Here is a 17601-nt window from a genome sequence, read left to right as displayed (position 1 = left end):
CCAAAGTCGCGTCCAATTTGGCGGCTTGCGACTGGGACACCTTGAGCTTACAGGAGACGGTCAGGACTTGGGTCATGGTTCTATCGTAACTTCCGCATTCCTCCCGACACTGACCCTACGGGTACAGTGCGGGGCTCCTGCGATTTCTAGCTGAAGGCGGTCTCCGGGATCCCTTCCTGGGCCAGGGTTCGCAGTACGGTTTGTACCCGCTTGCGGCTGCCGATCATCCCCAGGTAGTGGGGGGTCAGGCCGGAGTGGTAGATGGCCCGCAGGATTTGGCAATCGAGGCTGTAGCTACGGGTCACAAGAGCGATGTAGAGCTGCGGGATCCTGTGCAGATGGGGGATAAGTTGGGCAAAGGGTTCTGAGCACAGCCGCTCGGCAACGGGAAAGCGCTGAGGGGTTACCCAGTCCGGGCGATCGTCCTGAACCCAAATGCGAAAGCCGGCCAAATGGGCGATCTGGGCCAGGGACAGGCCGCAGTGGCCCGCTCCGACGATCAGCAGGGTGGGGGAAGGGAGGAGGGGCTCGACCCAGGATCCCGCGAGGAGCTGTGGGCGGGATGGCAGGGGGGCAAAGTGCTCCGCACCGCTGTCGCTAAGGCTGAGGTAGGGGAACCCCTGAGGATGGAGGGGAGTGATCAGCCAAGCCCTTGGCCCTTGGGTCAGAGCCTGGAGGATCTGGGCCACCAACGTTTGGGCAAGGGATCCCTGCCATCGCTGTAGCCAAATGTGCATCCGTCCCCCGCAAACGCCCAAGGGAGGGCTGTTGAGGTCAAGGGAAACTTGCATCCCAGCCGGCGAGGACTCCCCATCGCCATCGCCAACGGGAACAGCGGTCTGCAAAAGGGTTTGCGCTCGGGCAATGACTTCCGCTTCGGCAGCTCCACCGCCAATGGTGCCCAACAGGGTGCCATCAGATCCCACGGCCAGTTTCGCCCCCGCCTGGCGAGGCACAGATCCCTGGGTGCGGATCACGGTGGCCACCACCAGCGGCCCGCGGGAGAGCATATCTGCCAACTGTCGGTAAAAGGTCTCGTCCACCTCAGCCTCGGTTATGCCTACGGCACCCTAGCGGGAACGGTCAGGGACTCAATGATCAAGAAAGCCCCTCTAGGATGGCCTGATGGAAGGCAACCCGGAAAGCCTGGAATCCGTTCTCCTGCCGACCGTGGTAGACGGCGTTGGTGAGCAGCGTCACCACCAGCTCCTGCTCTGGATCGATCCACAGGGAGGTTCCGGTGAAGCCGGTGTGGCCGAAGGCGCTGGGGCTGAACGGGTAGCTGCTGGCCAAGGGATCCGGGGAGCGCAAGGCAAACCCCAAACCCCGGCGCTCGTGACAGCGGTGGGCATCCCCTTGCTGAGGCAACTGCTCGCGGGTCATTTCCCTCACCGTCTGCGGCTGCAACAGGGATCCCGTCAAAAAACTCTCTCCGAAAGCGGCTACTTCCTCTGCCGTGGCGAATAGTCCGGCATGGCCGGCGATCCCGCCCAGGCGGGCGGCATTTTCGTCGTGAACCTGCCCCTGTAGGCGGCGCTTTCGCCAAGGACACAGCTCGGTGGGGGCACAAGAGACAGAGACAGAGGATGGGTCAAAGGGATCCCCTGGATAAAACTGAGTTTGGCTCAGGCCCAGAGGCCGCAAGATCCGGGCATGCAAGATCTGATCCAGAGGGGTTCCGCTCAGACGTTCCAAAGCCAGCCCCAGCAGGATCAATCCAAGATCGCTGTAGACTCTGCGGGATCCCGGCCTGTAGGCCAAAAAGGTGTGCAGGGCCATGTGCCGGGCCGATTCGGCATCGGGCTGTCGAAAAAGGGGTCGCCAGGCGGGCAAACCGGCGGTGTGGGCCAGCAACTGTCGCACCGTCACCTGTTCTGCTGCAATAAGCTGGCCCAAGGACTCCGGCTCCGCAGCTATCCATTCCCCTGGTTGCAGAGGATCTTCATAGGGGGCAATGGGGCGGGATCCCTGAAACTCCGGCAACAGGAGACTGACCGGTTGATCCAGCAGCAACGCTCCGGCTTCCACCAGGGCCATGCAGGCGGTGGCGGTGTACAGCTTGGTCAGCGAGGCCAGGTCAAAACGGGTGGCCGAGGTTGTCGGTTGGCGCCGGGTCTCAGGGTCGAGATGGCCTGCCGCCCTTGAGTAGATACACCTTCCCTTGTGGCGGATGACCACCTGGGCAGCGGGGAAAAGGTGGGGAATGGCGGAGTTGAGCAGCCCCTCCAGCAAGGCTGGATCCCAACCCATCTGCTTCTCCTCCTGGCTTGGGGATCCCCAGTCCAACAAACAACTTGTAACGGTGTTTACAAAAGCCTACCGCTTCCCCAGCTAGGATGCCACCACGGCAGGCTACATCATCAAGGGATCCCAGGTGCGGCTGGAGTTGTTGCAAGCCTTTTTGAACGTGGTGGAAACGGGCAGCTTTTTGGCCGCTGCTCGCCTCAGCGGTCTGACCCAATCGGCTATTAGCCGCCAGATCCAGGCCCTGGAAGAAGCGGTGGGCGCTCCGCTGTTGCATCGCAAAAGCCCGGTGGCTCTAACCGTAGCTGGGGAACGGCTTTTGCCCCATGCCCGTCGCATCTGTCAAGAATGGCAGCGGGCTCAGGAAAGCATTCGAGAATGGCTGCAGGGCCAGCAAACCGAGCTCTGCATTGCTGGGATCCATTCTCTGATCGCCCATCAACTGCCGCCGGTGCTGCAACAGTTTTGCCGGGAGTATCCAGAGGTGCAGTTGCGGGTTACCGCTCTGGGCAGCGACCGCGCCTTAAAGGTGCTCAGGGATGGGCTGGTGGATGTGGCCCTGGTGATGGAGAACCCCCTGATGACGCGGGGGGCAGAGCTGGTGGTGGAGCCACTGTACTCCGAGCCAATTCAAGTATTGATGCCCGCCACCCATCCCCTCAGCCGCTACGAGCGGATCCCCTGGAAGGTGCTGGCGGAGTATCCCCAGGCTGTGTTCAAGGATGGCTATGCCATGCGCTCCTTGGTGGGATCCCATCTGGCCCGGCAGGGGCTTCCCCTCAAAGCAGCCCTGGAACTGAACACCTTGGATGCCTTTCGGGGGGTGGTGCGACAGGGGCAGCTCATTGCCCTCCTGCCGGAGTCGGCCCTGGTGGACTGCTGCGCCGATCCGGATTTGCAGGTGCGACCCACCGAGCCCCCCCTCTTGAGGCGACAGGTGGTTATGGTTACCACCAGCGATCGCTATCGGATCCCTCCCATTCGCCGGTTTTTGCAGTTGGCCGCCCAGCTGATTAGGCAGTCTGGTAATGCTGAGCCTGCTTCCGGCGCAGATCCCCATTGGCCCTCTGCTGGGCTGTTGTCGGTTTTGTAGAGACCTTTTGTAGAAATTTCTGGTCAAATACCCATATCGGTAGTTTCAAGTGTTCCGCCCTTATCTCCCCCTATCCTGAGTAGCCCAGCGCTCCCGACCGCCGATGCTATGAGCCAAGAGTTTCGCGAGCTGTTGAAAAAAATCGGCAGCGGCACCCACACCCACCAGGATCTCAGCCGGGCAGAGGCCGCCAGCGCTGCTCGAATGCTCCTGCGGGGGGAGGCCACTCCCGCCCAGATCGGGGCTTTTTTAATTGCCCACCGCATCAAGCGCCCCACTGCCGAGGAGCTGGCCGGTATGTTGGATGCCTATGCAGAAGACGGCCCTCTTCTGCCCCGGCAGGATCTGCCTCATCCCTTGATCATCTTTGGCCATCCCTACGATGGCCGCTCGCGGACGGCACCGCTGGGGGTGCTGGTGGCTTTGCTGCTGGCAGCGGCAGGGTCAGCCGTTTTGCTGCATGGCTCTGGCTTCTGTCCCACCAAGTATGGGCTGCCCTTGGAAGCGGTGTGGCGGAGCTTGGGGGTGGATTGGCGAGGGCTATCCCTGGAGCGGGTGGGGCAACTGCTGGAACAAACCGGGCTGGGATTTTTGTATTTGCCCACCTGTTTTCCCCAGGCTCAGGCTCTGATGGACTACCGGGATCAAATCGGCAAGCGCCCCCCCTTGGCCACCTTGGAACTGGTCTGGACGCCCTACCAAGGCCCCTTTCACCTGGTGGCCGGCTATGTGCATCCTCCCACCGAGGCCACGATGCTGGAGCTGTTTGCCCTGCGGGAGATTCGACAATTCACCACCGTCAAAGGTCTGGAAGGCAGTTGCGACCTGCCACGGGAGCGAGCGGCCATTCTCAACCAGGGCGGCAAACGGCTGCTCTTGAAGGCCAGAGATTGCCACTTGGCAGGCCCGGAGATCCCCTTCTCCGGAGAGAAAGAGCTGCTCCGGCAGATGCAGCAGGTGCTCAGCGGGGATCCCTGTGAACTCACCCCAGCCGTTCTCTGGAATGGGGGCAGCTATCTGTGGCTCCTCGGGCTTGCTCCATCCTTGCCAGAAGGGATCCAACAGGCGGAAGACCTGCTTCGCTCCGGACGGGTGATGGAGAAGCTGAAACAACTGATCCGGGTGATCGACCTCTCCTAGGGCTGGGATCCCCTGTTTCGATGACTAGAGTCAAGCTCTCCAGCCCAGGGAAAAAAGCCCCCCGGCCAGCTCCAGGGGGCAAGAAGCCGAAGGTTGGATCCTTTAGGGCAACAGCTCCTCGATGGCCTCCTCCTTGGTGTTGGTGCGGCGGGAGAGGGTGCGGCGGTCGAAAGTCATGTGGATCTCCCGGTTTTGCTCGCCATCGGCAGCCACCGCAAAGATGGGGAAGTCGATGTTGCCGTCTGGGAAAGCCATGTGGAAGCGGAAGGTGCCATCGGGGTTGAGCTGGATCTTGCGCCCGCCAATGGTAACGGTGGCATCCGGCTCTGTGGCCCCATAGACAATCAGCTCGGCATCGGCCACCAACCAGAACTTGCGAGAGCGCTGCGGCAGCACTTCGGAAGCCCCCGAGAACAGGCCCAAGCCGGATCCTGAAGCCATCCAGGGAGCAGCGGGCACCTCCGCCATGGCCATCCCCATCATGCCCACACCCGAGGGGATGATAAACGAGCTGATGGCCTGCTCGGGCACCAATTGGCGGCTGCCCATCTGGTGGCTGCCAAACAGGGATCCCGCCACCCGCATCGCCTCAAAGCCACCCACCATTTCCAGGAAGGGATCGACCATGGCCCCTTGCTGCGGCTCATCGCCCTTGTAGGCCACCACACCCATGCCGGTGGCACTGCGCTTGTAAGGCTCGCTGAGCTGGTAGAGGGTGCGGCCCTGCAGGGCCATATCGAAGGGCACCGTCAGGAAATGCTCTTCAAACCAGTCGGAAGGATAGACCGGCGGCACCATCACTGCAGCCGAGCGGGCCAACATCAGCCAGCGGCCATCTGCCGTCCGGTAGCCAATTTCCACAATGTAGGAACGATCGCTCACCGGGATCGGCAAATACCACTCCCGCGCCAACTCATCACAGGGGTACTCCTGCATGCTGTGGGCCGGCTGGTAGCTGAAATCGATATCCGTCACATCGTAGAGGCGCAGCGCCAACTGTTGGCCGCCCTCGCGGCGCTTGCTTTCTTTAGCCTCGTTGGGCACATCCCAATAGGCGTAGGCCCACTGGGGATCCCGCGGCAGCAAAACGATGCGGCTTTCCCCATAGCCCTCCGGCAGATCCCCCAGCCCTTTGTCCACATCGGCCAGATCCGTCTTGCCGGCAACCTCTTGACCCCTAAACTTCGTTTGGGTGACCGATTCTTGCCCCTTGGGCTCCGGCATGGCATCGACAGGGCGGCCAGCTTTGACTTGGGCCTCTCGAATGGCCTCAATCAGCTGGTCTTTGGTCATGCGGCTGTACTTGGGGATCTGATAGCGGGCAGCTTCTTCCCGCAACTGCCGGATGGTCATTTCTTCCAACGGGATCCGCTCTTGTGGCATGGTCGGGGTCTCCTGTCTTCGACAAATCGGGCTTCGTGCAATGCTCCAGCTTTTGTCCTATGGGCCGATCCCAGCTTGTGGTTCTGAGGACAACCTTGAACCTGCTGATGTATCGGCTTGCCTCGGGCTCTCCAGCCGCTGATGACCACAGGTGGGGATCAACGGGGATCATCAAGAATGATGAACCCATGTTTGCGTATTTTTGCCTGTCGGTCAAGACCCTGGGGATCGCTGGGGATCAATCTCTTGTTCTCCGACCCACCTTTAGGGAGAGGCCAGGAGCCCCAGCTGCTCTCAAGCCAAGGGGAAGACTGCGCGGGATCCCCTGCCGAACCGGCCCTGCCTGGGTAGCATGGGGGAAAGGTGAGCTGTTGCGAGATGGGCCGCAGGTTTTGAGGCCAAGAGGTGTGGGCATGAGGTGGTGGAAGTATAGGATTCAAGGCATACGGATCCAAGTGAGCTGGGCAGCACTGGGGATCCTGCTGGCGGGGCCGGTCTTGCCGGTGGAAGCTGTGGATGCCCAAACGCTGTTTCCTCCCCTTTACCGCTTGCAAGGGGGATCCCCTACCCTGCCCGCTTCTGAAGCAACGCCCTGGCGTCCAGTAACCCAGGATTCTGTTCCGCTCCCACAAACAGATCAAGCCGATCCAAAAGTCCAGCCGGCCCAACCCGGCCATGGAGAAGTGGCAGAAGGCCCGGTTTTCGATCTGGATCTGTTGCGGCAGTTCGGCACCAGCCCCGGCGGCAGTGGCTCTGGATCCCGGCAGGGGGAAGTGGTCGGGCCGGGCAGCGGCCAGAGTGGGGTGCGCGGAGCCAGCCCTGGCTCAGGGATGGGTGCGGGCCAAGGGCCAGGGGGTGGAGCGGGTCTGGAGGCGGGATCCCAGCGGCGGGAACCGCAAGTGACAGGGTTGATTGTGGATGCACGAGGCTTGGATTTCTTGCCTAGCCAGTCAATGCGCTTGTTTGATCCCGATGGCAATCAAGTCTATACCCCCGTTACTCTTGGCCAAGACCTCAACGCGGCCTTTGTGGGCAGCGAGGGCACAGCTGCCTATGCCACCTCGGAAGAGCAGGCCCGCTCACTGGTGAACCGCATCGGGGAACGGCCTCACCGCATTCGTGCCATCCGCACCCTGGGCTACGACCTGGTGATTTCCGCCGAAGATGCTTTTAGTCTGCGCCAGATGAATGCGACAGATGGCTTTCTGGATCGCTTTGCTGTGGTGGTCATCTGGGATGGCAGCCAAGCCAGTCTCCCCTGAGGCCCAGGGATCCCAGCATGGCCATCAAAGCACAGGACAGAGGAATGCTAGCCTAGCAAAAGTGCTCTGTCTGCACCACCCCCACCACCTCCAGCGGGGTTGATATCTTCCTGGGGATCCCAGCCTTATGCAACGGTTTGCCAACCAACCTCTGCGGGAACATCCCCACCTGGCGGTGTTTTCCTCCAGCAAGGTGGGCAATTTTGTGGTTACCATCCCGCTGTTGCGGGGCCTCAAGGAAAAATACCCCGGCTGTGTGCTGGATTTTTTTGGCAGCGAGATTACCCGCGACTTTGAGCTCCACTGCCCCTACATCGACTTCAGCTTTCCTCTCTACAGCCGTCGTCCCGATTACCTCGAGGCCCTGACCGCTGCTGTGCGAGAACGGGTGACCCAGGCCGGCCCCTACGACTTGGCCATCAATTGCGACGAGTTTAGCGAGCTCAACCTGGTGGCGGTAACGGCCCTGCGCCCCCAGTACATTGCCGGGGCCGGCTTGACTCTGGATTTTCGCCGCAAGTTGGACCCCGGCTCCGACCCGGTACAGCGCATGCTCCAGGATGACGACTGGAACGGCCTGGAGTTTCTGCAGCGCTACAAAGGGATCCTCACCAGCAACTACATCGCCGAAATCTTCTGTCGCCTGGCGTACGTGGAGACGGATTTTTTCCGCCTGGAGCTGCCCAGCCGGGATCCCGGTTTTCCGGTGCCAGAGGTCTTGGTGCACATCACCACTACCCGCCGCGCCAAGATGTGGCCTCTGGAGTACTGGCGGCAGGTGATCCAGTGGTGCCAAGGCCAGGGCCTGCAGGTGGGGCTAATCGGCAGCGCGCCGGAGCTGCAGCGATCCCTCTACCACGGCGGCAGCAGCGAAGACGAACTGCTGGCGCAAACGGGAATGGTTGACCTGCGGGGCAAAACCAGCCTCATGGAGCTGGCGGGGGCCCTGAAGCGGGCGCGGGTGTGTATCTCCGTGGATGCGGGGCCGATGCACATCGCGGCGGCAGTGGGCTGTCCCACCATTGCCCTGTTTGGCAACGATGCCGATGGGGATGGGGCCAGCCCGGTGCGACTGTGGGCTCCTCGTCTGCCCCACGTCTATCTCACCCAAACCGCCTACAAGTGCCGGGTCTGCGCAGAGAACAAGTTCAAAAACGAAACCTGCCTGGTGGAGGGTCATCCCTGTATGGCCCATCTCAAGCCGGAAACGGTCATCGGCTACTTGAAAGAGATTCTCAAGCAAACCTAGAGGTTCCACGCCCTCACCCCCAGCCCCTCTCCCAAAGAGAGAGGGGAGCTATGGAGCGACGGGGTGAGTTGTTTCATGGCTACTTGAAATAGCTATGTCTTGGGATCCCCATCTTTTTCCCCCTGGGAATCAGGGGGGCCGGTGGGCAGCAAGGAGTGCCCAGGGGCGCAGTTCGGATCCCTGGAAGTCCGTTTAAGCTGAGAGTTCAAGGCTGAAAACTTAGTGCCTAAACCATTTGGGTGTGAGCTGTGACTTTGGAGATGTGGTATCGCCACCAGCTGAGCCGCTTTGCAGAGTGGGGAAAAATAAGGCTCTGGCAAGGAGTTGCCCTGAAGCTGCTGGCCACTGCTTGCTTTGCCTGTTTAGGCGCGATCATCCGGCTCAACACTCCCGCCCTTCACCCCTTTCAGATTGTGTTTTTGCGCAACCTATTCGGGTTTCTCGCCCTGTCGCCGCTGGTGTTGCGGGCTGGGATCCAGTCTCTGCACACCGCCAAGATGGAGTTTTACCTCCTGCGCTCGGCGATCAGCACGGTGGGGATGTTGCTCTCCTTTTGGGCAGCCAGCCTGTTGCCTCTGGCAGAAGCTACGGCGCTGAGCTTTGTTCAACTTTTGTTTGCCGGCACGATGGCGGTATGGGTGTTGGGCGAGCAGATGCGCTCGTCCCGCTGGCTGGGATTGGGCCTGGGGTTTGCCGGGGCTTTGGTGATGTTGAGGCCAGGCTTCCGAGAGTTTTCTCTGGGAACAGGGCTGGCCTTGGGGGCGGCAGCACTCTTTGCCTGGGTGACCATCGTGCTCAAGATCCTCTCCCGCACCGAGTCCAGCCTCACGATTACGGCCTACATGGGCCTGCTGCAGACCCCCCTTTCCTTTCTGGCTGCCGTCTGGGTTTGGACCTGGCCTTCTCCTGAGCAGTGGCTGTGGATGGTGGCCATGGGGCTACTGGGCAGCATTGGCCAGGTGGCCCTCGCCCAGGCCTACAAGCTGGCTGAGGTGACGATGCTGCTGCCTCTGGATTTCTCCCGTCTGCTCTGGGCCAGCCTAATCGGGTTTTGGGTGTTTGCCGAGATCCCGGATGTGTGGACTTGGATGGGCGGAGCCTTGATCTTGGTGGGCGCCACCTCTGGAGCCTACGGCGAAGCCCGCCTGCCCACAATGCCGACCCAGGCCCGTACCGGCGGAGTTGGATAGCAGACAGATATCCTCTGCCAGGACTTACAGCCGAGGGAGAACAGGGCTGGAGCTGGTCAGGTCTGTGGTGGTAAGGGCCACCAACAGGGCTTCTGGACTGACGGGGAAGGGCAGGTGGTGGATGTCGGATCCTGGCTGGCAGGCCACTTGGGCAGCATGCAGCAGGTCGGCGGATCCCAAGTGACCTAGCTTGAGATCCCGCAAGTTGAGGGGCAACCCCACCTGGCGGTAGAACTCCAGCAACTGGGTACGTGCTGCCAGCGCCAACTGGCTTCCCTGCAGGATCTCTTCTAGGCGGAGCTGGGCCAAAATGCCGAAAGCCACCTTCTCGCCGTGCAGGGTGGCCCGGTGCCCCGACAAGTGGGTTAGCCCGTTGTGGACAGCGTGGGCGGCCACGGTGCGACACTTAGCCCCACCCATGCCGCCGACGATCCCCGCCAGGCAAATGCAAGCATCCACCACCTGCTTCCAAGCGGTTCCGCCCGGCTCCCGCAGGGCCGCCGCCGATTGCTGGAGGAGCAAATCCCGCAGGACGCGGGCCTGCTGCACAGCGCCAATCACCAGGGCATCTTCTGAACTGCCGCTGCTGACGGAAGACTCGTACCACTTAGCCAAGGCATCTCCGATCCCAGCCACTAGGGTGCGCGCTGGAGCTTGCAGAATCAGCTCATAGTCCAGGATCAGGGCAGCAGGGGCGCGATCCAGGCTCACATCCTGCTGAAAAGCGCCGCTGTCGGAGTAGATATTGGATAGGGCGCTCCAGGCGGCACAGGTGGCCGCAGAGGTGGGCACGGTAACCACGGGGATACGCAGCCGGTGGGCCACCAGCTTGGCCGTATCCAGAGCCTTGCCCCCGCCTACCCCCAAGATGCCGGTTGTGGACTCCGCCATGGCTAGCGCCTGCAAACGCGCCAGCTCCGACTCGCTGCAATCTACCCCGTAGGTAGTCCAGTGAACTTGGAGGGCGGGATCCCGGGCGAAATTGCGCTCCAGGGGGGCCTCAACTACAGCCAAGGAGCGTTCCCCCCCGATCACCAGCACACGGGATCCCAGCACGGTGAGGGGCACAGCTTCCAGAATGCCGCTGCCGCGGTACAGCCGACCTGGGGCCGGAATGGCAAGATCCAATTGGCAAGGAGAGGCGCTCAGCATTGCAAGAATGGGCGAGAAAAAGGACTCCGTCCCGCTATCGCGGTAGCTCAGTGTCCGTGAATACAGATAACGATTCTAGCCGCAAAAAGGGCTGCGCACCGCTGGCGCGAATGCAGATGGCTCACCTAAGGTCTGGCTATAGTTGTTGAAGCTGGTCATCCCCTCAACTCTTCAGCCTCTAAGGCCTCCGGATCGCTGACAGTTCTCAGCAAGGGATCCCACCATGAACCCCACAACTCAACACCAGCTCATGCTCAAAATTGTGGCCGGCTCTGCTTGGGCCGATGGGCATTTGGAACCCCAGGAATTGGCCTACTTGGGATCCCTGCTGCGCCGCTATGGTTTGGAGCACGATACCGAGCTGCGAGAACTGATCCAAGAGCCCATCCCAATGGAGCAAACCGAGCGCTGGATGGCCGATTATCTAGCCCAGGCCAGCGAAACCGAGCGCATGCAACTTTTGGGAGCAATCGGCAACCTGATGATCGCGGACGACACGGTCTCTCCAGAAGAGCACACCCTCTTGGATGACTACTACACCCTCATGGCAGGGATCCCGGCTCGTCCAGAAGCTGCACCCAACCTGGTGAAGGGCGTTGGGCAATTTTTCCGGCGCATGGCCAAGGCTGTGGGGGGCAGGTGAGCGGGAAATCTGCGCTCTGGGCTTCAAGGATCCATGCTTTTGGAGAGCTCCTTCCCTTGCTGCTCCGCACCGCTGGCGCAAGAGTGTATCAGTCTGTGCAGTTGCTCCCCAATAATCTGGATCCCACTGACAATGCGCTCCTCGGGTTGGTAGCTAAAGGCGAGGCGCAGGGCGTGCTCCCCTTGGCCATCGGCAAAGCAGTGGGTGCCCGGCAGGAAGGTGACCCCCAGGGCACGGGTAGCCTGCAACAAGGTGCTGGCGCTTAGGGAAGGGGGCAGCTCACACCAGACGAAAAATCCACCCCCAGGGGCCTCCACCTTGACTTCGGGCGGAAAATATTGAGCGATGGCCTCCAGCATCACCTGGCACTTTTCTCGGTAGCGACGGGTGAGGAGTTGAATGTGGCTTTGCAGACGGCCCTCCCCGCAATAGCGGGCCACCACCCGGCCCAAAAAGGGCCCCAGGGATCCCTCGCTGCGAAACATCTCCAAGCGGCGGATGATCTCAGGGTGACCACAGGCCCAACCCACCCGCACCCCCGGCACCACAATCTTGGAGAAGGTGCCCACATGAAGAACCCAGCCTTCCCGATCCAGCGCAGCCAAACTGGGCAAGGGATCCCCGGCAAAGCGCAGGTCGTAGTAGGCCTCGTCCTCCACCACCACCACACCGTACTCAGCTGCCAACTGCACCAATTTCTGCCGCCGTGGCCCAGAGAGGGTGCAGCCTTTGGGGTTTTGGAAGGTGGGAATGGTATAGACAAATCGGGGGCGGATCCCTTGGCGAGCCAGATCGCGCAGCACCTCTTCCAGGCGATCCACCACCATGCCTTCCCCATCCACCGGAATCGAGATCAGACGCGCTCCTGCCGCCGCAAAACGGCTGACAGCCCCCATGAAGGTGGGCCCTTCCACAATGACTACATCCCCCGGCTCCACAAAGACCTGAGGCAACAGGCCGAGGATCTGCCCAGAGCCATAGCCGATCAGTAGGTTTTCCGGCTGGGCCTCTACCCCTCTATCCCGCATCAACTGCAGCACCACGTCGATCAGCCCGGCAAACGTGCCGCCGTAATTGAGGGCATTGTCCCCATCTTCCGCCAACACCTCCGCCGTGGCCCGCGCCAAGTCGGCCTTGGGAAACAGGCGCGGATCCGCCAGCCCAAAGGTAAAACTGGTAACCACTGGCACCGCCCCTGGGATCTCCGCCCCGAAAGGAGAAGGGATCACAGCCTGAGCCCGTTGGGCAAAAAGGGTTTGCAACAAGGGCCGCGAAGTGCTACGCGGTGCCGATGCGGACGAGGTCTGGGTCATGGCAAGCAAGAGAAAGAATACCTTAGGCCAATGCCTGCCACGATAACAAGAAAGAACTGCCCAGGAGTAGGGATCCCAAAACCCGCCGCCAGCTCCGGTAGGGGATCTCTGCCAAGACGCCGCCGGCGCTCAGGCATAGGAAGGGGAGCACCACCAAACCCCAGCGAGCACTTTGCTGCAGGGTGTTCACTTGGGGATCCCAAAACCATGTCGCCAGCGCCCCCATCCAGAGGACATGGCCCAAGCCGGCCAAGCTGAGCAGGGCTTGTTGCCGTTCCGCCCAGGGCCAGCCCAGCCGCACCAAGCTCAACCCCAAGGGCAGCATCAAAGTAGCCAAAACGGCCAAGCCACCTTGGGAGCTGAGAGGATGGGGAATCACCTCAGCAGAGGTAGCCGGCAAATTAAACCGTCCCAGCCAGGAAAGCCCCATCACCAGCAGCAGCAAAAGCAGTCCTGATATTCCGAGCCGCTGACGCGAACGCAACGGTTGCCGTGGCCACTGCTGGCTCGTCCACAGCCCCGCCCAGAGCAGAGCCAAGGGCCAAACCTTATAAGACAGGGCACAAGCTAAGGCCAGACCCCACCAGCGCAAGGTGGATCCCGGCCCAACACCACAACTGCAAAGCAAAACCAGGCTGCCCAAAATCTCGCTGCCTGGCTCCAACCCTTGGGTCAACACCCAGGGGCTGAGTCCCCATAGACCGGCACTCCAGAAGTTGCCCCAGCTCCAGCACAACAGCAGAATGGCCAAGCAGGCCATAGCTGAGAAGATGTGCAGGATCCCTTCAGCCGAGATCCCGGTTCCCTGAGCCAGCCAGGGCAGTAGCCTGTCGGCAAAAGCGCTCCGCACCACTGACGCGAACGAGTGGTAGAGAGGCAGTTCCGGTTGGACAAAAGTCAGGGATCCCTCAGAACTGCTCACCGGCAAAACGCGCCACCACTGCAGAGGAGCCGGTTGCCCCCAAGAGCGGAGTCGCTGCCCCAAAAGAAGGCCCATCCCTCCCCATAGCAGCCAGTGGCCCATGAAACCAAAACCAACCAAACGCCGACGGCGATGGTTGTCCCTGTTGGAGGAGCTCAGGCGGGGAAATGAGCCGCGGGGCAGCCGCTTGCCCGGGCGGGGTGTGGCGGGGGGAAACTTCATGGGTAAACCCTAGCCTGTTCGCATGAGCAGTGCAGAACACTATCCCTACACGGGGTGGGCCCTCGACCGGCAGCAGAACATCCAACGCCCTCTACTCTTGGCCGGTTGGGGAGAAAAAGTGCCCCTTCGTTACTTCCAAAAGAGAATCTCCCCGCGTGACATACTCCCGCACTCATGCTGACGCAAAGCGCTCCGCGCCGCTAGAGAGAAGGTCTAGTCAACTCTAGATCGCCCGTCAAGGGGCAACCCGACTGTTGCCAGCGGCGGATGGCCTGGGCAGTGAGTCCATTCGTTACATCGCGAATGGGGATCCCCGATCCGGTTACCTGCAGACGCACCAACCGCCAGGGATCCCCAGGGTTAGCCCGCAGGACATAAGCCTCGTAGGCCAGTTGCAGAGTTTCGCTACGCCGACCGGCCAAGGGGTTGGCGCTGCTTTCCGCAGGGGTTGCCAAGACCAAGCGGCGCTCCAACGTGGTGAAATACAGCCGAAAAGCTTCTGGAGAAGCAGTTGCGGTGTCCGGCAAAACCGGAGCCAGCTCCTGTTGGCGTAAGCGGGCCGGAGACCTTGGAGAGAGCATTTCAACCTCCGGCTTCCCCACCAGCACAACCTGAAACTCAGAGCGGGAGCGGCTCAAGGCCAGATTGAGAAACAAAGGCAACTGCTCCGTTAGAGCCTCAGCCCAAACCTGAGGAGCAGCCAGGCAAGTTTCCCCTCTTGCCGGAACAAAATGCTCTGCACCCCTAACGCGCCCAGGAGTGCTGACCAGGCCCAAAACCACCGACAAACCGACTCCTAGCCAACATCTCCTGCCGGATCCAGCCGGCCTTTTTTCAGGGATCCACTGCACAAGCCTACGGCGTCGTTGCATTACAGAACTACCCCAATAACATCGGGCATCTCCCCACACCCTCACCCGGCAGCATCCCATGAGGCTTGGAAGCGCCGCAAGGCGGCCACGGGATCGGGAGAAGCGGTGATGGGGCGGCCCACCACCAGATAATCGGCTCCTGCCCGCAGAGCTTCGTCGGGCGTGCAGATGCGCTGTTGATCCTCCTCTCCATCCCCCGCCTTGGCTTGGCCCAGACGGATCCCGGGAGTAACCAGCAAAACCTCCGGCCCCAAAGCTTGGCGCAACCGCGAGACCTCCTGAGGAGAGCAAACCAGTCCAGTAAAGCCTTGAGCTTGAGCCAGCCGGGCCAAATGCAACACGTAGTCGGCGGGATCCATCTCGATGCCCAGTTCCTGTCGCACCTGCGGGGGGCTGATGCTGGTTAAGAGGGTAACCGCCAATAGTCGACAAGAACTGCCCTGGGCGGCTGCCACGGCTGCCCGCAACATGGCACTGCCACCGGCAGCATGGACGGTGAGCAGATCCACTCCATAGCTGACGGCCACCGCCGTGGCCCTCCCCACGGTGTGGGGAATGTCGTGCAGCTTCAAATCCAGAAAAATGCGCTTGCCCCTTTCCTTGAGAGCCTGCAGGATGGAAGAACCCGCAGCAGTGAACAGCTCCAGACCCACCTTCCACCACAGCACCTGCGGCAAGGAGTCCACCCACTCCAAAGCCTGCTCTTGAGAAGGAGTATCCAGCGCAACAATCAGGCGGTCACCCTTCATCGGGGCTCATTCCGGGGCTCGTAGTGGGGACAGCCCTCACAGGGGCCGTAGGGGTTGACGGCGCAGCGCAACTCTGGAGAATGGGCATTGTAGCGGCAGGTGGGATCCCCGATGTATTCTGGCGGCGAAGCCACGTAAGTGTAAACAACCACACCCCCAAATCCTATCGGGCTGACGAAGAAACGACTGGTGGTGAAAGATTCGCCAGAAGGGTTGAAGGTTTCCTCAAAAGGCTCTGGCTCAGGCTCCAGCTCCACTTCCTCCTCCAGATTCCAGAGGGCTTCCCACTGCCTAAGGGTTTCCTGTAAAGGCACAGCCAAGTGCTCTGCCAGCTCCGTCAGGGCAGTCTCCAAAGAGGCCAAACTTTCTTCGGCCACTTGGGCAAAGGCTGCAACCCATTCCTCCAAAAGTTTCTCAAAATCCATGCAGCAGCGACCTAGAGGCTCCTTCTTCACCTTACCGCCAGCCTGGGCAACCTTTAACTTCCTCCCCGGCAAACGGCATCCACTAGAGCTTGATTCACCAATGGAAACAGCTCCGCCAGTTCTTCTGTGGATAGGTTTCCGGTACAGACATTGGCGCGAATATGCCACTCTGCCCACATTTGCGCCGAGGGAGCAGCAGGATCCCGGCCCTCCTCAGAACCTGAACCGCCCACAGGTACCCGAGGGAGGCTGCGTCCCGACCCAAGGTTCAGTTGCAGTACGCTGTCACGGTTGATGCCAGTCAGCGAGGTTTGAGCGTTAGCCTCCTCAAGGAAAGCGAGAGAGAAAGCCAAAGCCATCCCAGCTAATCCCCAGAAAACAGCGCGGTAAACCATGGGATCTCCAGTAGTTAGATAGAGCCCTGTCTTGAGCGCAATTATAGCCACTACTTCCCGTTCCTCCGGGCAGAACTGGGTCAAGTCTGCCTACGACCGCAGGCCGATTCCCGACCACTGCACGCAATGACGGCCCTGCTCATCCTTCAGGGATCCATCGCGGCGGTAGGAAAAGAAATCTTGGGGTTGGCTGAGGGTGCAATGGGGGCTGACGGCAATGTGTTCAGGGGGGATCCCTTGGGCTTGGGCTTGGGCACCGTTGACCCAGCGCAGATCCAGGCGAACCTTGCCAGGCAGAGGATCGGGCAACAGGGCGGCGCGGGCATCCAGCCCTGGGGGTAGGCTTTGCAGCACCTGCTCCGCCACCTCCTCTGACACCTGATAGACCGACCCCGAAATAGAGGGCCCGATGGCCACGCGGATCCCAGCAGCAGGGATCCCCGCCTGTAAAAACTCCTGCAGCACCTTGGACAAGATCCCCGCAGCAGTGCCTCTCCACCCGGCGTGAATGGCTGCCACCCATTCTTGGCTGGCCACCAAAATCGGCACACAGTCAGCGGTGCAGACCCAGGCAGAATCTCCTTGGCGGCGGGCAATGACCGCATCTGCCTGAGAGCGGGTAGGGATCCCTTGACCAACAGAGCAGTCCTGCTCTCGTTTGTGTCCAAAGGTTTCGGTGATCCCATCTGCCCAAACCCAGTTGCAGCCATGCACCTGATGGCCCCACGCGGCCTGTTCAGGGGGCAGTTGCAGCCGGGCGGCCAACTGAGACGGGGGATGGGGATGACCTTGGCGAGAGCCAAAAGCATGAGGCCACTCCGCCAAAAGCTGACACTCCAGCCAGCGCCATCTCCCTGCCTGCTGCCAAACCCACAAGGCGGAGCCACTCATCGGCGGGAGCTACCCGGACCAGCAATCGGCGGGGATCCTTGAGACCGATGTTGGGCGTGGAGATGACCCACCCGCTCTTCCAAACACATCTTCAGCTCAGCAGGGTTAAACAGCATCGGCAAAAAATGAATGCTCCGGGTTTCTCGGAAAAAGAACAACACCGGCAGCGGCGGCCAGAAAATTTGCCAATCCTGCCACTCGCTGTAGGGAAACTCGCGGATGCGCTTGGAGCCGCTGTAGACCTGCAGCGCCGTCCTGGTAAAGGCCAGCCCGATCAGAGAGGTCTGCACCATCAAAAACAGGCCAAACAGGCCCACCCCTAGCCCCGCCCAAAACGAAAGCCAGAACAGCGGCACCGCCAAAGCCAACACCGACAGGCTGAGGCGAAAATCCGGAGTCAATAGATGGGCAGAATTGGGTCTAATCATGCCCCATTTCTCCTCTCGGGGATCCCAG

17 protein-coding genes are annotated in these 17601 nt (G+C 61.1%); 6 read left to right on the top strand and 11 right to left on the bottom strand.

Annotated elements, in window-relative coordinates; genetic code table 11:
* Positions 1–146: 146 nt before the first annotated feature.
* Both NW829_RS06965 and NW829_RS06960 read right to left on the bottom strand, forming a co-directional pair.
* Positions 147–1043, bottom strand: coding sequence for an XdhC family protein (locus NW829_RS06965; protein ID WP_414416750.1), 897 nt, complete (start codon positions 1041–1043; stop codon positions 147–149).
* A 55-nt stretch (positions 1044–1098) separates the two neighbouring features.
* Positions 1099–2250: a serine hydrolase domain-containing protein gene (locus tag NW829_RS06960; RefSeq protein ID WP_414413405.1), complete on the bottom strand. Its 1152-nt coding sequence runs from the start codon at positions 2248–2250 to the stop codon at positions 1099–1101.
* A 124-nt stretch (positions 2251–2374) separates the two neighbouring features.
* Between NW829_RS06960 and NW829_RS06955 the strand changes: the two genes are divergently transcribed.
* Complete coding sequence (locus NW829_RS06955; protein ID WP_414343887.1) at positions 2375–3337, top strand: LysR family transcriptional regulator; 963 nt, start codon at positions 2375–2377, stop codon at positions 3335–3337.
* Positions 3338–3445: 108 nt separating this feature from the next.
* The gene (locus NW829_RS06950; protein ID WP_414416749.1) at positions 3446–4477 is read left to right on the top strand and encodes an anthranilate phosphoribosyltransferase family protein; all 1032 of its coding nucleotides are present in this window, start codon (positions 3446–3448) and stop codon (positions 4475–4477) included.
* A 102-nt stretch (positions 4478–4579) separates the two neighbouring features.
* Here NW829_RS06950 and NW829_RS06945 read toward each other — a convergent pair whose 3' ends face one another.
* Positions 4580–5860: a DUF4912 domain-containing protein gene (locus NW829_RS06945; protein WP_414416748.1), complete on the bottom strand. Its 1281-nt coding sequence runs from the start codon at positions 5858–5860 to the stop codon at positions 4580–4582.
* A gap of 455 nt (positions 5861–6315) precedes the next feature.
* On the opposite strand from NW829_RS06945, the gene NW829_RS06940 reads away from it, so the two are divergent.
* The 3 genes from NW829_RS06940 to NW829_RS06930 all read left to right on the top strand — a co-directional run bounded on the left by NW829_RS06940 (position 6316) and on the right by NW829_RS06930 (position 9561).
* Positions 6316–7122 (top strand): hypothetical protein, encoded by an 807-nt coding sequence (locus NW829_RS06940; protein ID WP_414416747.1) that lies wholly within the window; start codon positions 6316–6318, stop codon positions 7120–7122.
* 127 nt (positions 7123–7249) lie between these two features.
* A complete protein-coding gene (locus NW829_RS06935) occupies positions 7250–8371 on the top strand; it encodes a glycosyltransferase family 9 protein (protein ID WP_011432002.1) in 1122 nt (373 codons plus the stop codon).
* A 248-nt stretch (positions 8372–8619) separates the two neighbouring features.
* Positions 8620–9561: a DMT family transporter gene (locus NW829_RS06930; RefSeq protein WP_414413843.1), complete on the top strand. Its 942-nt coding sequence runs from the start codon at positions 8620–8622 to the stop codon at positions 9559–9561.
* Between the two features lie 24 nt (positions 9562–9585).
* Here the strand turns inward: NW829_RS06930 and NW829_RS06925 are convergent, their stop codons facing one another.
* Complete coding sequence (locus tag NW829_RS06925) at positions 9586–10713, bottom strand: iron-containing alcohol dehydrogenase family protein (RefSeq protein WP_414416746.1); 1128 nt, start codon at positions 10711–10713, stop codon at positions 9586–9588.
* A gap of 223 nt (positions 10714–10936) precedes the next feature.
* Here NW829_RS06925 and NW829_RS06920 point away from each other — a divergent pair, with 223 nt between their 5' ends.
* A complete protein-coding gene (locus tag NW829_RS06920; RefSeq protein ID WP_414416745.1) occupies positions 10937–11356 on the top strand; it encodes a TerB family tellurite resistance protein in 420 nt (139 codons plus the stop codon).
* Between the two features lie 23 nt (positions 11357–11379).
* Here NW829_RS06920 and NW829_RS06915 read toward each other — a convergent pair whose 3' ends face one another.
* The 7 genes from NW829_RS06915 to NW829_RS06885 form a co-directional block, all read right to left on the bottom strand.
* Positions 11380–12669 carry a PLP-dependent aminotransferase family protein gene (locus tag NW829_RS06915; RefSeq protein ID WP_414416744.1) on the bottom strand — a complete coding sequence of 430 codons (1290 nt, stop codon included), beginning with the start codon at positions 12667–12669 and terminating at the stop codon, positions 11380–11382.
* A 22-nt stretch (positions 12670–12691) separates the two neighbouring features.
* Complete coding sequence (locus tag NW829_RS06910; protein WP_414416743.1) at positions 12692–13666, bottom strand: hypothetical protein; 975 nt, start codon at positions 13664–13666, stop codon at positions 12692–12694.
* Positions 13667–14013: 347 nt separating this feature from the next.
* Positions 14014–14595 (bottom strand): hypothetical protein, encoded by a 582-nt coding sequence (locus NW829_RS06905; RefSeq protein WP_414416751.1) that lies wholly within the window; start codon positions 14593–14595, stop codon positions 14014–14016.
* A 131-nt stretch (positions 14596–14726) separates the two neighbouring features.
* Positions 14727–15434 (bottom strand): orotidine-5'-phosphate decarboxylase, encoded by a 708-nt coding sequence (pyrF, locus tag NW829_RS06900; protein WP_414416742.1) that lies wholly within the window; start codon positions 15432–15434, stop codon positions 14727–14729.
* On the bottom strand, positions 15431–15841 hold the full coding sequence (locus tag NW829_RS06895; protein WP_414416741.1) for a DUF6464 family protein: 411 nt from the start codon (positions 15839–15841) through the stop codon (positions 15431–15433). The genes pyrF and NW829_RS06895 overlap by 4 nt, the downstream gene beginning before the upstream one ends.
* A 503-nt stretch (positions 15842–16344) precedes the next feature.
* Entirely contained in the window at positions 16345–17145 is an 801-nt protein-coding gene (pgeF, locus tag NW829_RS06890) for a peptidoglycan editing factor PgeF (protein WP_414413198.1), read from the bottom strand.
* Positions 17142–17573: a DUF3119 family protein gene (locus tag NW829_RS06885; RefSeq protein WP_414413197.1), complete on the bottom strand. Its 432-nt coding sequence runs from the start codon at positions 17571–17573 to the stop codon at positions 17142–17144. The genes pgeF and NW829_RS06885 overlap by 4 nt, the downstream gene beginning before the upstream one ends.
* Positions 17574–17601: the final 28 nt, after the last annotated feature.

The organism is Synechococcus sp. R55.8 (assembly GCF_047461895.1).
GTDB lineage: Bacteria > Cyanobacteriota > Cyanobacteriia > Thermostichales > Thermostichaceae > Thermostichus.
Note: the sequence above shows the minus strand (reverse complement) of the source record. Positions and strands in the feature narration are given on the sequence as shown.